This window comes from Ruegeria sp. CDSA089 (assembly GCF_059612205.1).
This window is the reverse complement of the sequence record NZ_JBXWQD010000002.1, coordinates 295,584-308,545: the sequence shown is the minus strand read 5'-3', so window position 1 is coordinate 308,545 and position 12,962 is coordinate 295,584. Positions and strand designations below refer to the sequence as shown.

Here is a 12,962-nt window from a genome sequence, read left to right as displayed (position 1 = left end):
GACCAATGCATCAGATCTCGCCGGTCAGACCAGCAGCCTCGATCCCGGCCATCGCCGCGATCGCATCATTGTCCGAGGTGTCACCGGTCACGCCAACAGCACCGATCACGGCGCCTTTCTTGTCGCGCAGCAACACGCCGCCCGGAACCGGCACAACCTGACCCCCATAGACACCGTTAACAGCAGCCATGAAATAGGCCTGCGCCTCGGCCCGCGCCATCTGCGCGGTGCCGGCCATGCCCAGCATGACCGAGCCATAGGCCTTACCCTGTGCAATCGCAAAACGACCGGGCGCGGCACCATCTTCGCGTTCAAACGCGATCACATGACCACCGGCGTCCAGAACAACAACCGACAGAGGTTTCAGTTCCAATTCGCGGCCCTTTTCCAAAGCCTTGCGCACAATCGTACGCGCCTTGCGCAATGTAACAGCCATGCCTGATCCCTTTCATCTGGCTAACAATATCCTCGGGGGAGCGGGAGGGGACAGACAGCCCCCTCGTTCCGACCCTATCCGTTCAACCCAAGCTCGCTTTCAACTCCAAACGGCGGGCGTGCAGAACCGGCTCGGTGTAACCCGAAGGCTGAACCCGACCTTTGAAAACCAGATCGCAAGCTGCTTGGAACGCCACACCATCGAAGCCGGGTGCCATCGGGCGGTAGCTGGGGTCGCCTTCATTTTGACGATCCACCACGGCCGCCATTTTCTGCATCGCAGCCATCACCTGTTCTTCACTGACGACATCATGATGCAGCCAGTTGGCCAGCGCCTGAGATGAAATCCGGCAAGTTGCCCGATCCTCCATCAACCCGATATCGTTGATATCCGGCACTTTCGAACAGCCTACGCCCTGATCGACCCAACGCACGACATAGCCCAGAATACCCTGCGCGTTGTTCTCGATCTCGACGGAGATCTCGTCCTCGCTCAGGTTGCGGCCGCCCAGCAGCGGCACGGTCAGCAGATCATCCAGTGTACCGCGTGCACCGCCTGCGGCCAGTTCGTCCTGACGGGCCAGAACATCGACCTTGTGGTAATGCGTTGCATGAAGCGTCGCCGCGGTTGGGGACGGCACCCAGGCGCAGGTCGCGCCCGATTTCGGGTGTCCGATCTTCTGATCCAGCATATCCCCCATCCGGTCAGGCATCGCCCACATGCCCTTACCGATCTGCGCCTTGCCTTTCAGACCGCAGGCCAGACCGATATCGACATTGCGGTCCTCATAAGACGCAATCCACGGTGTCACCTTCATGTCACCCTTGGGCAGCATCGGTCCCGCCTCGATCGAGGTATGGATCTCATCGCCCGTACGGTCCAGGAAACCAGTGTTGATAAAGGCCACACGCGATCTCGCAGCACGGATGCATTCCTTGAGGTTGACCGAGGTACGGCGTTCCTCATCCATGATACCCAGCTTGACGGTGTTGCGCGGCAGGCCGAGGATGTCTTCGACCATGTCGAAAATCTCAACCGCGAACGCGACTTCGGCTGGCCCGTGCATCTTGGGCTTGACCACATAGACCGAGCCCTTGACCGAATTCCCGCCCTCGCGCTGCAGGTCATGCATCGCGATCATCGTGGTGCAGAGCGCATCCATCAGGCCCTCACCGATCTCATTTCCATCACCATCCAGAACGGCGGGGTTGGTCATCAGATGGCCCACATTGCGGATCAGCATCAGCGAACGGCCTTTCAGCACGTCCTGTTCGCCTTCTGCGGTGGTATAGGTCAGATCATCGGCCAGTTTCCGGGTAAAGGTGGTGCCGCCTTTGGTCACCTCCTCAGCCAGATCGCCTTTCATCAGGCCCAGCCAGTTGCTATAGGCCACGACCTTGTCTTCTCCATCCACACAGGCGACCGAGTCCTCGCAGTCCATAATCGTGGACAGCGCCGATTCCAGATGTACATCCGCAATCCCCGCCGGGTCGGTCGCGCCAATATTACTAGAGGCATCGACGACGATTTTTACATGCAGCCCGCTATTCTTAAGCAGAACGAAATCGGGCTTCCCGGCCTCACCGCCAAAGCCAACAAATGCCGAAGCGTCGGCCAGCGCGGGTACCAGCGCACCGTCTTCGACGTGCAGATTGGACACATCGGCCCACGAGCCTGCAGCCAGCGGCACTGCGTCATCCAAAAAGCTTTTGGCCCATGCAATCACACGCGCACCGCGTGCGTCGTCATACCCTCCCGCGGCGGGCAGATCGCCCATTGCGTCCGTGCCGTACAGAGCATCATACAGACTACCCCAACGCGCGTTGGCGGCGTTCAGCGCAAACCGGGCATTGGTTATCGGCACGACCAGTTGTGGGCCGGGGATCGAAGCAATCTCAGGATCGACATTGGCGGTTTCGATTTGAAAGTCATCACCTTCTTCGACCAAATAGCCGATCTCGCGCAGAAACCCCTGATAGGCTTCGGCGTCATGGTCCTGACCTTTACGGTCAACATGCCATGCGTCCAGTTGGCCCTGAATCTGTTCGCGCTTGGCAAGAAACGCGCGGTTCTTGGGCCCAAGTTCGGACACCATCCGCGACAGACCATCCCAGAATGTCTGAGCGGTGACACCGGTTCCCGGCAGAGCCCTACCTTCGATGAAGTCGGCCAGAACTGGGTCGACTTGAAGCCCGCTGCGTGTCTGTCTGCTGGTCATGTTGTTCCTCCTGCCAATGTACGCCACTGCATACCGCCAGCATTTAGAGCGTAAGTTTCCGATAGGCAACGTCTGCCGTTGCGTTCTGGTAAAAAAATCTTACCAAAATCGCGTTACCTGGGATAAGCCTCTGCCGCGACACGGCTTGCAGCCCATTGCCACAGACCATAACGTCGCCTCAAACTCCAACCGATGCGAGGCCCCGATGCGCGACGCTGCCCCTACGACGATCTATCTCAAAGACTACACGCCCTTTGGCTATCTTGTGGACAGCGTGCATCTAACCTTTGACCTTGCCGCCCACTGCACCCGCGTTACATCGCGCATCGCCTTCCGCCCCAACCCTGATGCAACAGACCGCACCTTCTTTCTGCACGGCGAAGAGCTGACCTTGATCCGCGCCTCCATTGACGGGGTGCAGATCACGCCCGAGGTGACCGATAAGGGCCTGACCGCCCCCGCCCCCGACGCGCCTTTCGTCTGGGAGGCCGAGGTCGAGATTGACCCCGGCAACAACACCGCGCTTGAGGGGCTGTATATGTCGAACGGCATGTATTGCACCCAGTGCGAGGCGGAAGGGTTCCGCAAGATCACCTATTACCCCGACCGCCCCGATGTGATGTCCACCTTCACCGTGCGCATCAACGGCGATCTGCCCGTGCTGCTGTCCAACGGCAACCCAAGCGGCAAAGGCGAAGGCTGGGCGGAATGGACCGACCCTTGGCCCAAGCCTGCCTACCTGTTCGCTCTGGTCGCGGGCGAATTGATCGCGCATCCGGGCCAGTTCACCACCATGTCCGGGCGCGATGTCGAGCTGAACCTCTGGGTCCGCCCCGGTGACGAGGGCAAATGCGCCTTTGGCATGGAGGCGCTGAAAAAGTCGATGAAATGGGACGAGGACGTCTATGGCCGCGAATACGATCTGGACGTGTTCAACATCGTGGCCGTGGATGATTTCAACATGGGCGCGATGGAGAATAAGGGGCTGAACATCTTCAACTCCTCCGCGGTGCTGGCCAGCCCCGAGACCTCGACCGATATGAATTTTGAGCGGATAGAAGCGATCATCGCGCATGAGTATTTCCACAACTGGACCGGCAACCGCATCACATGCCGCGACTGGTTCCAGCTTTGTCTGAAAGAAGGTCTTACGGTCTTCCGCGATGCGCAATTCACATCCGACATGCGCTCGGCCCCGGTGAAACGCATCCACGACGCCATCGACCTGCGCGCGCGGCAATTCCCCGAAGATAACGGTCCGCTCTCGCATCCCGTACGGCCCGAGAGCTTTCAAGAGATCAACAATTTCTACACCGCCACCGTTTATGAAAAAGGTGCCGAAATCATCGGTATGCTGAAGCGGCTGGTGGGTGATGAAGCCTATGCCAAGGCGCTGGACTTGTATTTCGATCGGCATGACGGGCAAGCCTGCACGATAGAAGACTGGATCAAGGTATTCGAGGATGCGACCAGCCGCGATCTGAGCCAATTCAAGCGCTGGTACAGTCAATCCGGCACTCCGCGCGTGTCGGTGGCCGAAGAATGGGCAGACGGCACCTACACCCTGACCCTGTCGCAGCGCACCGAACCCACGCCAGGTCAGGACGAAAAGCTACCGCAGGTGATCCCGGTAGCCGTTGGCCTTCTGGGCCCGAATGGCGATGAGGTCCGTGCGACTGAGGTGCTGGAACTGACCGAAGCCAGCCAGAGCTTTACCTTCACCGGGTTGGCGACCAAACCGACGGCCTCGGTGCTGAGGGATTTCTCGGCCCCGGTTATTCTGGAGCAGGATCAAAGCAACGCAGAGCGCGCCTTCATGCTGGCCCACGACACTGACGCGTTTAACCGCTGGCAGGCCGGAAGGTCTCTGGCTGAAGATACGTTGCTGAACATGATCCGGTCGGACGCAGCACCCGATGCAGACTATTTGGATGGCCTACTGGCTGTGCTGCGCGATGGTGATCTGGACCCGGCCTACCGCGCACTGATGCTGGGCCTGCCGACGCAATCGGAATTAGCGGCCGCATTGCACGAGAAAGGCTTAACGCCCGATCCAATGGCAATCTGGACCGCCGTTGAAACGCTGCGGCAAGTCACCGCTCAACACGTGCAAGACCTATTGCCACGGCTTCACAGCGAGACCGTGATTGACGCCCCCTACAGCCCGGATGCCGATCAATCGGGCAAGCGCGCCTTGGGCGGGGCCGCTTTGGCGTTGACCTCACGACTGGACGGAGGTGCCAAGGCCGCCGAGGAATACAAAGCCGCCGACAATATGACCCTGCAACTGACGGCCCTGTCCTGCCTTCTGCGCGCAGGCAAGGGACAGGCTGAGCTGGCCGCATTCTATGACCAGTGGCAACATGACCGGCTGGTGATGGACAAGTGGTTTGGACTGCAAGTCTCGATGGCGGCACCAGAGGCGACGGCGGATGTGGCGCGCAACCTGACAGAGCATCCGGATTTCAACTGGAAAAACCCCAACCGCTTCCGCGCCGTCATGGGAGCGTTGGCGATGAACCATGCCGGATTCCACCGAGCAGATGGGGCGGGTTATGCCTTGCTGGCGGACTGGTTGATCAAACTGGACCCGGTGAACCCGCAGACGACGGCACGGATGTGCTCGGCCTTCCAAACGTGGAAACGCTATGACACCGACCGTCAGGCTCTGATCCGCGCGCAGTTAACCCGCATCGCAGAAACACCCGATCTGTCGCGGGACACGACCGAGATGGTCTCGCGCATTCTGGGCGCATGACGCCTTACACGTTCACACGTCAGAACAGGACGCCAAGCGTTTTGGCGATCCTGCTCTGCGTGTATGGGGCACTGATTGCCCTGGTGATCCTGTTTGATGCGGCGTGGTGGCTGATGGCGCTGTTGGCGCTGACCACCCTGCCCGCGCTGTGGGATTTTGCGCGCGGCACCAGCGCCGGTCTGACCTTGGGTCCGGACCGGATCAGCTGGTTCACCGGCGCGCGTCAGGCCGAGGTCAATCTGGCCGATATCGACCACGTGCGCATGGACACCCGCTGGGACTTCAGCGTGCGCGTTTCACTTGTGCTTAGGTCCGAGAAAAAGATTCGCCTGCCCGATGAATCGACCCCTCCGCACCGGGAATTCGAGCGGCTTTTGCAGCAAGCGGGGCTTCGGGTAAAGCGTCATCACTTTACGGTTTTCTAGGCATAATCCCCATCTCAAGACCTCATTGTTCCCAAATTGTGTGCAAAACAGGCCCAAAATCTTGAATTTGAATCAATTCGCGGCGACAGTTCAGCAGTTGCCAGTTTTTACAGTTACCGAGTTTCACCATGTTGCGGTTTTTCCGATCCACTGCGCCCAGCGCCCTTGTCCCCGAAATGCCAGCAGATTTGCATCTGTCAGCAGATGTCGCATCCGTGTTCCCGAATCGGGGGCAAGTGAACATACCGCTGGCCGATGCCCGCGAGGACGACATCGCTGGTCGCGATGCGATCGAGCGGGGCCGCCATTTGGCGCGTCAGGGCCTGTGGACGGTTTTGTCGCAGGAAATGAAAGCAGCGGATGAGGCGCGCACGTCTGCCCCGGACGGGATGCCGATTGCCGATCTGCTGGCCTTCGGGGCCCGGGCAGATGTGGTTCTGGCCGTCGAACATGCCCTGTCCGACTTGAAAGAAGTGCGGGACTATGACCTGCTGGGCGGTATCTCAGAGTTGGAAGACGAAATGCGCGAAAACGCCGGTGATCCGATGATCGCGCTGGTGGTTGCGCTGGCGCATATCGACATCGCATGGGCGTGGCGTGGCACGGCCACCGAGGCCAATCTGCCGCCGCTGCATCAATCGCGCTGTACCGCGCATTTCGACCGGGCTGCGGCTATCTTGCCTGCTTGTCGCGAAACGGCGCCGGACAGCCCTCTGGTGGCAGCTGCCGATTGCGCTCTGCTGGCGGGACAGCGCAAGACGCGCGTCCGCGTGGCCGACAAATACGAACGTCTGATCACGCTGGACCCGCATAACCAGCGCCACATGCGCGCTATGGGCACGCATCTGCTGCCGCGCTGGTTCGGCAGCTACGAAGAGCTTGAGGTGCAAGCCCTGCGCAATGCCGCCCGCACCCATGATATCTGGGGCGCAGGCGGGTATACCTGGGCCCAATTCGACGCCATTGTCCTGGATGACGAAGCCTGTGCACGGTTGGATGTCGAATATTTCCTGCAAGGTCTGCGCGACATTCTGCGCCATCGCCCCGATCAGGAAATGGTCAACATGCTGGCCGCCTATTGCGCCATCACGATCAAAAAGGGTCAGGGTCAGAACGCCCAAGCCGACGCCGTACGGGCGCAAATCCACGAGGCTGCGAACTGGCTGATCCGTGACCACCTGACCGAGCTGCACCCGCTGGTCTGGGCCCATGCCGCAAACGGGTTCAACAACGCTGTGCGCATCAACTCGACCGAGCGGTTTGCCGCACGCGGCCACCGCGACGCGCTGCGTGCGATTGGCAACCTGTTCAGCGAAGAACTGCGCAAGGGCATGGATGTGACCTTCACCCCCTCGGGCCCGCGCCTGTCCAGCCACTGATTCCCCCTTGCCCCTTTGGCGTGGCACGCCTAATACGCAGGCTTAGACTTCTGCGGAAATAGAGGCGCGCCATGCTCGACCTGACATATGAAATGCCCAAAATCAAAACCATTGCCGGTGCCAAGCACGATTGGGAACTGGTCATCGGGATGGAGGTGCACGCTCAGGTCTCATCCAACGCCAAGCTTTTCTCGGGCGCATCGACACAATTCGGAGCCGAACCCAATTCAAACGTGGCCTTCGTGGACGCGGCGATGCCGGGGATGCTGCCGGTCATCAACGAATACTGCGTTGAACAGGCGGTGCGCACCGGGCTGGGTTTGAAGGCGGATATCAACTTGAAATCAGCCTTTGACCGTAAGAATTATTTCTACCCTGACCTGCCGCAGGGATATCAGATTTCCCAGCTCTACCACCCCATCGTGGGCGAAGGCGAAGTGCTGGTCGAGATGGGCGACGGCACCGCGCGCATGGTCCGTATTGAACGCATCCATATGGAGCAGGACGCGGGCAAGTCGATCCACGACATGGACCCGCATATGTCCTTCGTCGACCTGAACCGGACGGGCGTCTGCCTGATGGAGATCGTGTCGCGCCCCGACATCCGTGGCCCCGAAGAGGCCGCCGCCTATATCGCAAAGCTGCGCCAGATCATGCGTTACCTGGGCACCTGTGATGGCAACATGCAGAACGGCAACCTGCGGGCAGACGTGAACGTCTCGATCTGTTTGCCGGGCGCGTATGAGAAGTATCAGGAAACGCAGGATTTCTCGCATCTGGGAACGCGCTGCGAGATCAAGAACATGAACTCGATGCGGTTCATCCAGCAAGCGATTGAGGTCGAAGCCCGTCGTCAGATCGCCATCGTTGAAGCTGGTGGGGAAGTAGAGCAGGAGACCCGCCTCTATGACCCGGACAAGGGTGAGACACGCTCGATGCGGTCCAAGGAAGAGGCGCATGATTACCGCTATTTCCCCGATCCCGACCTGCTGCCATTAGAAATTGAACAAGGCTGGGTCGACGACATTGCCGCCAAATTGCCCGAACTGCCCGACGCCAAAAAGGCGCGGTTCATTGAGGCATTCGGCCTGACCGACTATGACGCCTCGGTCCTGACTGCCGAGGTGGAATCGGCAGCCTATTTCGAAGAGGTCGCACAGGGCCGCAACGGCAAGCTGGCCGCGAACTGGGTGATCAACGAACTGTTCGGCCGGTTAAAGAAAGAAGACCACGACATCACCGACAGCCCGGTATCGCCCACGCAGCTGGGTGGGATCATCGACCTGATTTCCTCGGATGCTATCTCGGGCAAGATCGCCAAGGATCTTTTCGAGATCGTTTATACCGAAGGCGGCGACCCCGCGCAGATCGTGGAAGAACGCGGTATGAAGCAAGTCACCGACACTGGTGCGATTGAGGCCGCTTTGGACGAGATCATCGCAGCCAACCCCGCGCAGGTGGAAAAAGCCAAGGTGAACCCGAAACTGGCGGGCTGGTTCGTTGGTCAGGTGATGAAAGCCACCGGCGGCAAAGCCAACCCCAAGGCCGTGAACGAACTGGTTGCCAAGAAGCTGGGCGGTTAAATCTACAGAAATTGATGAAAGGGCGGCAGAGGGCATACCCACTGCCGCCTTTCTTTTGCGCTGTGTCCGGGCAACACAAGCCGGGCACCACGCGAAGGAGACTTTCCCAATGGCCTCAAAATGCTAGATTGCCGGGAACGAACAGGTAGGAAGATCCGATGCCGCGCTACGAATACAAAGTCGTCCCCGCCCCGCAGAAAAGCGGCAAGGCCAAAGGGGCCAAAACCGCCGAGGACCGGTTTGCGGCCTCGGTCGAACAGGTGCTCAACCAGATGGGGCAGGACGGCTGGGAATATCAGCGTGCGGAGTTACTGCCCAGCGAGGAACGAACGGGTCTGACTGGCTCAACCGTGAACTGGCGCAATGTTCTGGTGTTCCGGCGCGAAATCGAACTAAGTTTCGTCTCTACCCGCGGCCCGACGGAAACACCCGAAGGCGTACCTTTGGCCCAGCCTGTTCCGGGCCCCGAAATGGTCGTGGCCCCGGCCCCGATTGCGGAAGAGGTGAAAGAGCCGCCGCTGTCGTTGAAAGGCTCGGAAGCCGCCCCAGAACCGCAGGAAAAACCCTGAGACACACTTACGCGCAGCAGGAATTGCCCTCTTGGATCGGTGGGCAGGGCACTGTCGCGTAAGAACAAAAGACGCAGCAGTCGCCGTCCAACGGTTTCAGCACGGCTTGACAGGACTTGCATTCATAGAACCACTGGCACGCATCTGTGGGCATGGTTTCCGTTTCGACATGCCCGCAAGACGGGCAGGTCAGAGTGGATTCGAGTGTCACTTTTGTTTGCGATCCGTCCATGTTCACCTCGGTTTCCGCCATCTTGGCGCTTTCACACCCCGATATCCAGCGCCAGCGCATGGATACGCGGCACGATGTCCCCCAGCGCCTTGTGAACGGCGCGGTGGCGGGCGACGCGGGATTGGCCTTCGAACGCGGCGGCGCGGATGCGGACGTTGAAATGGCTCTCGCCGCCTTCCTGAAAGCCCGCATGGCCCCGGTGGCTTTCGCTGTCATCCACCACCTCCAGCTCATGCGGGTCAAAGGCGGATTGCAAGGCGGTGCGGATTTCGTCGGTCACGGTCATTTTTATGCTCAGCGGCAAAAATTTTACCGCCTCCCCTCTTCTACTTTCGGCTGCTTAGACTAAACTGCTGCCTCCGAGTCGAGAAGATGCGTTCTTAAGGATCACAGCATGACGAAATCAGACCCTTTCGGATTCGATATGTCCGTCTCCAGCGCCAAGAAAAAGAACCCGCGCGGGCGTCGGGGGATGTCGGGCGCGTCTGAGACCTCAGTCCGAATCTGCGATCATGAAGGCTGTGAAGAGGCGGGCAAGTTTCGCGCACCCAAAGCGCCGGATGTGCTGGACGATTTCTTCTGGTTCTGCCAGCAGCACGTGCGCGAATATAACCAGAAATGGAATTTCTTCGACGGCACGACTGAAGCCGAGATGAATGCGCAACGCTCGAAGGACAAGGTTTGGGAGCGTGAAACCAAACCCATGGGCGACCCCGAGGCGCGCGCCTGGGCTCGTCTGGGCATCGAAGACCCGCATCAGGTTCTGGGCGCCAATGGCACGCAGAACAAGGGCCGCACGGCGGGCACAGGTGGCCGCCGCCTGCCCCCGACCGAGCGCCGCGCGATTGAAATCCTTGAAGCCAATGACAGCTGGTCCAAGGCCGAGGTGCGTAAAGCCTACAAGAAACTGATCAAGGTGCTGCACCCCGACATGAATGGTGGTGACCGTAGCCAGGAAGAACAGTTGCAAGAAGTCGTCTGGGCCTGGGATCAGATCAAAGACAGCCGGAACTTCAAGTAACGCCTCTATGCACTTAGAGACGCCTTTAACGCTTGTGCTTCCTGACGTTTCAAGCAGCGTATGCGCGTTTGCTTCCATCCGGAAGTATCACTACGGAGTTCGGGGAACAGCGACAGCAGTTCCAGCACGTCTTCACGATCGAATGACATCAAAGCAATTTCGCCCAGAAACAGGCTTTCTGTTGGCAAACCGTTCGATGTCAGGATCGTGTGGCGACTACATGCGACGTGAAAATACGTAACAGGCTCATCCAATTGCACCTGACGTATGGTCTTGTCGTTGACCAGATGAATGGCCGCTGCGAATACCTGAGGTTCTCCGTAAAGCAGTTCAGCACGCCATCCCTCCAAAACAATGCGATGCTGCGGTGAGACGTACAAGTCGCGGTTCGGTAAGCCGTTTCCGAATGCTCCTTCTTGAATGCAAACCGGGCGCATATGGGGGGTTCGTTTCAATACTTCTGCGCCAAGGGTTTTTTGGCCAATCCATACTATGGGCAATAGTTCACCGCTTGATGTTCGGACTTTGTCCCCAACAACAAGGTCTTCGACGAGACAAGGACCATGTTCGGTCTCAATCAAAGTGCCTTTTACGAAACAGGGAACTGTACCTGCCGGCAGCGCAACTGTGACAATGAGCGAGTCGTTGTTTCCATTTCCGGGTCCTGTCGAAGCGAATATTTCAAGAGTGAGTGACGTGTTCGGTGGGATAACGGCCCCTTCGGTTAGCTCGACAGTCAAAACTCCGCTTGATGAAATCGAAACGGTGTAATCCATCGGGTCTAATCCACCGGTCCCAGAAACGACCACACTCCAGGATGCTCCAGATTTCGTCGCGAAATATTGCTGCATCACAGTGGACGATCCACTGGGAATCGAAAGCGAAGAAGGGCCGATTATCGAAAGCGCCATCTAGACCTTTACCGCTAAACACAACACCGGACACAAGTTTTGCCCAAACATAAGGTTAGTATGCCAATCATATCACAACATAGCAATGTGATCCTGTATCGAATTGAGGCAAACAAAAACTAGAGAGTTAGGCCCCGATCTTCGGCATTCCAACAGCCGTTCAGCCTGGTGCATGAGCTTGAATCGAAATCTGTGCATTTGGGTATCACGACGTTTTTTGGGGAAAATCCAGCAGGACACACGAACCGAGCGGCTTTTCCTTGCCCTTCCACGGAATATGTTGCACCACACACAGGTTCGAAAGCCCGCGCGAGGCTGAGGTATCAAGATAAGGACGACAGGCATGGATTGGCCGATTGACGCAAATGCACATCCTTCAGAAGAGATTTCGGTCCGCGAAGTGTTCGGCATCGACACCGATATGCAGGTCAAACGCTTTTACGAAACAACCGAACGGGTTCCCGAGATTGACTCGACTTACAAGTTTGATCCCGACACGACCCTCGCGATTTTGGCAGGTTTTACCCATAACCGCCGGGTGATGATCCAAGGCTATCACGGTACAGGTAAGTCGACCCATATTGAACAGGTCGCTGCACGCCTGAACTGGCCTGCAGTGCGGGTCAACCTCGACAGTCACATCAGCCGGATCGACCTGATCGGCAAGGACGCAATCAAACTGCGCGATGGCGTTCAGATCACCGAATTCAGCGAGGGCATCCTGCCCTGGGCTTTGCGCAACCCGGTTGCGATCGTCTTCGACGAATACGATGCCGGGCGAGCCGACGTCATGTTCGTACTTCAGCGTGTGCTTGAGGCGAACGGAAGCCTCACCTTGTTGGACCAGAACGAGATTCTGACACCGCACCGCTATTTCCGCATGTTCGCCACCGCCAACACCGTTGGCCTGGGCGACACCACCGGTCTTTACCACGGCACCCAACAGATCAACCAAGCGCAGATGGACCGCTGGTCTTTGGTCGCAACGCTGAACTACTTGAGCCACGACGCCGAGACGATGATCGTCTTGTCCAAGGCTCCGCATTACAACACCGCCGAAGGCCGCAAGATCGTCAGCCAGATGGTGACTGTGGCTGACCTGACCCGGACCGCTTTCATGAATGGCGATCTGTCCACGGTCATGAGCCCGCGGACAGTGATTAACTGGGCCCAAAACGCCGAGATTTTCCGCAATGTTGGCTACGCGTTCCGCCTTTCGTTCCTGAACAAGTGTGACGAATTGGAACGTCAGACCGTTGCTGAGTTCTACCAGCGTTGTTTTGACGAGGAATTGCCTGAAAGCGCAGCGTCTGCCAGTGTCGGATAAGCTGAGAATTGCGCCCATATCGGGCGCAATGCCTCCGGCGGGGATATTTTTGGCCATATGAAGGTGGATCCCGTTGCGCTTTTTGCCTCTGGGTTTGCATAGA

General features: G+C 58.4%; 12 protein-coding genes. 7 read left to right on the top strand and 5 right to left on the bottom strand.

All coding sequences use genetic code 11. From position 1 onward, the window contains the following. Positions 1 to 10: 10 nt before the first annotated feature. A complete protein-coding gene (locus AC2FJ6_RS07155) occupies positions 11 to 436 on the bottom strand; it encodes a GlcG/HbpS family heme-binding protein (protein ID WP_170410912.1) in 426 nt (141 codons plus the stop codon). Positions 437 to 518: 82 nt separating this feature from the next. Continuing rightward, entirely contained in the window at positions 519 to 2,654 is a 2,136-nt protein-coding gene (locus AC2FJ6_RS07150; RefSeq protein ID WP_170769238.1) for a malate synthase G, read from the bottom strand. Positions 2,655 to 2,859: 205 nt separating this feature from the next. Here AC2FJ6_RS07150 and pepN point away from each other — a divergent pair, with 205 nt between their 5' ends. The 5 genes from pepN to AC2FJ6_RS07125 all read left to right on the top strand — a co-directional run bounded on the left by pepN (position 2,860) and on the right by AC2FJ6_RS07125 (position 9,368). Beyond that, positions 2,860 to 5,412, top strand: coding sequence for an aminopeptidase N (gene pepN, locus AC2FJ6_RS07145; RefSeq protein WP_496668715.1), 2,553 nt, complete (start codon positions 2,860 to 2,862; stop codon positions 5,410 to 5,412). Positions 5,413 to 5,453: 41 nt separating this feature from the next. Continuing rightward, positions 5,454 to 5,837 (top strand): hypothetical protein, encoded by a 384-nt coding sequence (locus tag AC2FJ6_RS07140; protein ID WP_480503146.1) that lies wholly within the window; start codon positions 5,454 to 5,456, stop codon positions 5,835 to 5,837. Positions 5,838 to 5,965: 128 nt separating this feature from the next. Next, the gene (locus AC2FJ6_RS07135) at positions 5,966 to 7,216 is read left to right on the top strand and encodes a hypothetical protein (protein ID WP_496668713.1); all 1,251 of its coding nucleotides are present in this window, start codon (positions 5,966 to 5,968) and stop codon (positions 7,214 to 7,216) included. A gap of 71 nt (positions 7,217 to 7,287) precedes the next feature. Continuing rightward, the gene (gene gatB / locus AC2FJ6_RS07130) at positions 7,288 to 8,799 is read left to right on the top strand and encodes an Asp-tRNA(Asn)/Glu-tRNA(Gln) amidotransferase subunit GatB (protein ID WP_170769235.1); all 1,512 of its coding nucleotides are present in this window, start codon (positions 7,288 to 7,290) and stop codon (positions 8,797 to 8,799) included. A gap of 158 nt (positions 8,800 to 8,957) precedes the next feature. Further along, positions 8,958 to 9,368 carry a DUF4177 domain-containing protein gene (locus AC2FJ6_RS07125; RefSeq protein WP_170769234.1) on the top strand — a complete coding sequence of 137 codons (411 nt, stop codon included), beginning with the start codon at positions 8,958 to 8,960 and terminating at the stop codon, positions 9,366 to 9,368. A 7-nt stretch (positions 9,369 to 9,375) separates the two neighbouring features. Here AC2FJ6_RS07125 and AC2FJ6_RS07120 read toward each other — a convergent pair whose 3' ends face one another. After that, complete coding sequence (locus AC2FJ6_RS07120) at positions 9,376 to 9,600, bottom strand: GDCCVxC domain-containing (seleno)protein (RefSeq protein WP_214646773.1); 225 nt, start codon at positions 9,598 to 9,600, stop codon at positions 9,376 to 9,378. Between the two features lie 31 nt (positions 9,601 to 9,631). Next, positions 9,632 to 9,886: a BolA family protein gene (locus tag AC2FJ6_RS07115; protein WP_170753030.1), complete on the bottom strand. Its 255-nt coding sequence runs from the start codon at positions 9,884 to 9,886 to the stop codon at positions 9,632 to 9,634. A gap of 108 nt (positions 9,887 to 9,994) precedes the next feature. Between AC2FJ6_RS07115 and AC2FJ6_RS07110 the strand changes: the two genes are divergently transcribed. Further along, entirely contained in the window at positions 9,995 to 10,621 is a 627-nt protein-coding gene (locus tag AC2FJ6_RS07110) for a J domain-containing protein (RefSeq protein WP_170769233.1), read from the top strand. A gap of 5 nt (positions 10,622 to 10,626) precedes the next feature. Here the strand turns inward: AC2FJ6_RS07110 and AC2FJ6_RS07105 are convergent, their stop codons facing one another. Then, a complete protein-coding gene (locus tag AC2FJ6_RS07105; RefSeq protein ID WP_170769232.1) occupies positions 10,627 to 11,397 on the bottom strand; it encodes a Hint domain-containing protein in 771 nt (256 codons plus the stop codon). A 478-nt stretch (positions 11,398 to 11,875) separates the two neighbouring features. Between AC2FJ6_RS07105 and cobS the strand changes: the two genes are divergently transcribed. Then, complete coding sequence (cobS, locus tag AC2FJ6_RS07100) at positions 11,876 to 12,859, top strand: cobaltochelatase subunit CobS (protein WP_170769231.1); 984 nt, start codon at positions 11,876 to 11,878, stop codon at positions 12,857 to 12,859. Positions 12,860 to 12,962: the final 103 nt, after the last annotated feature.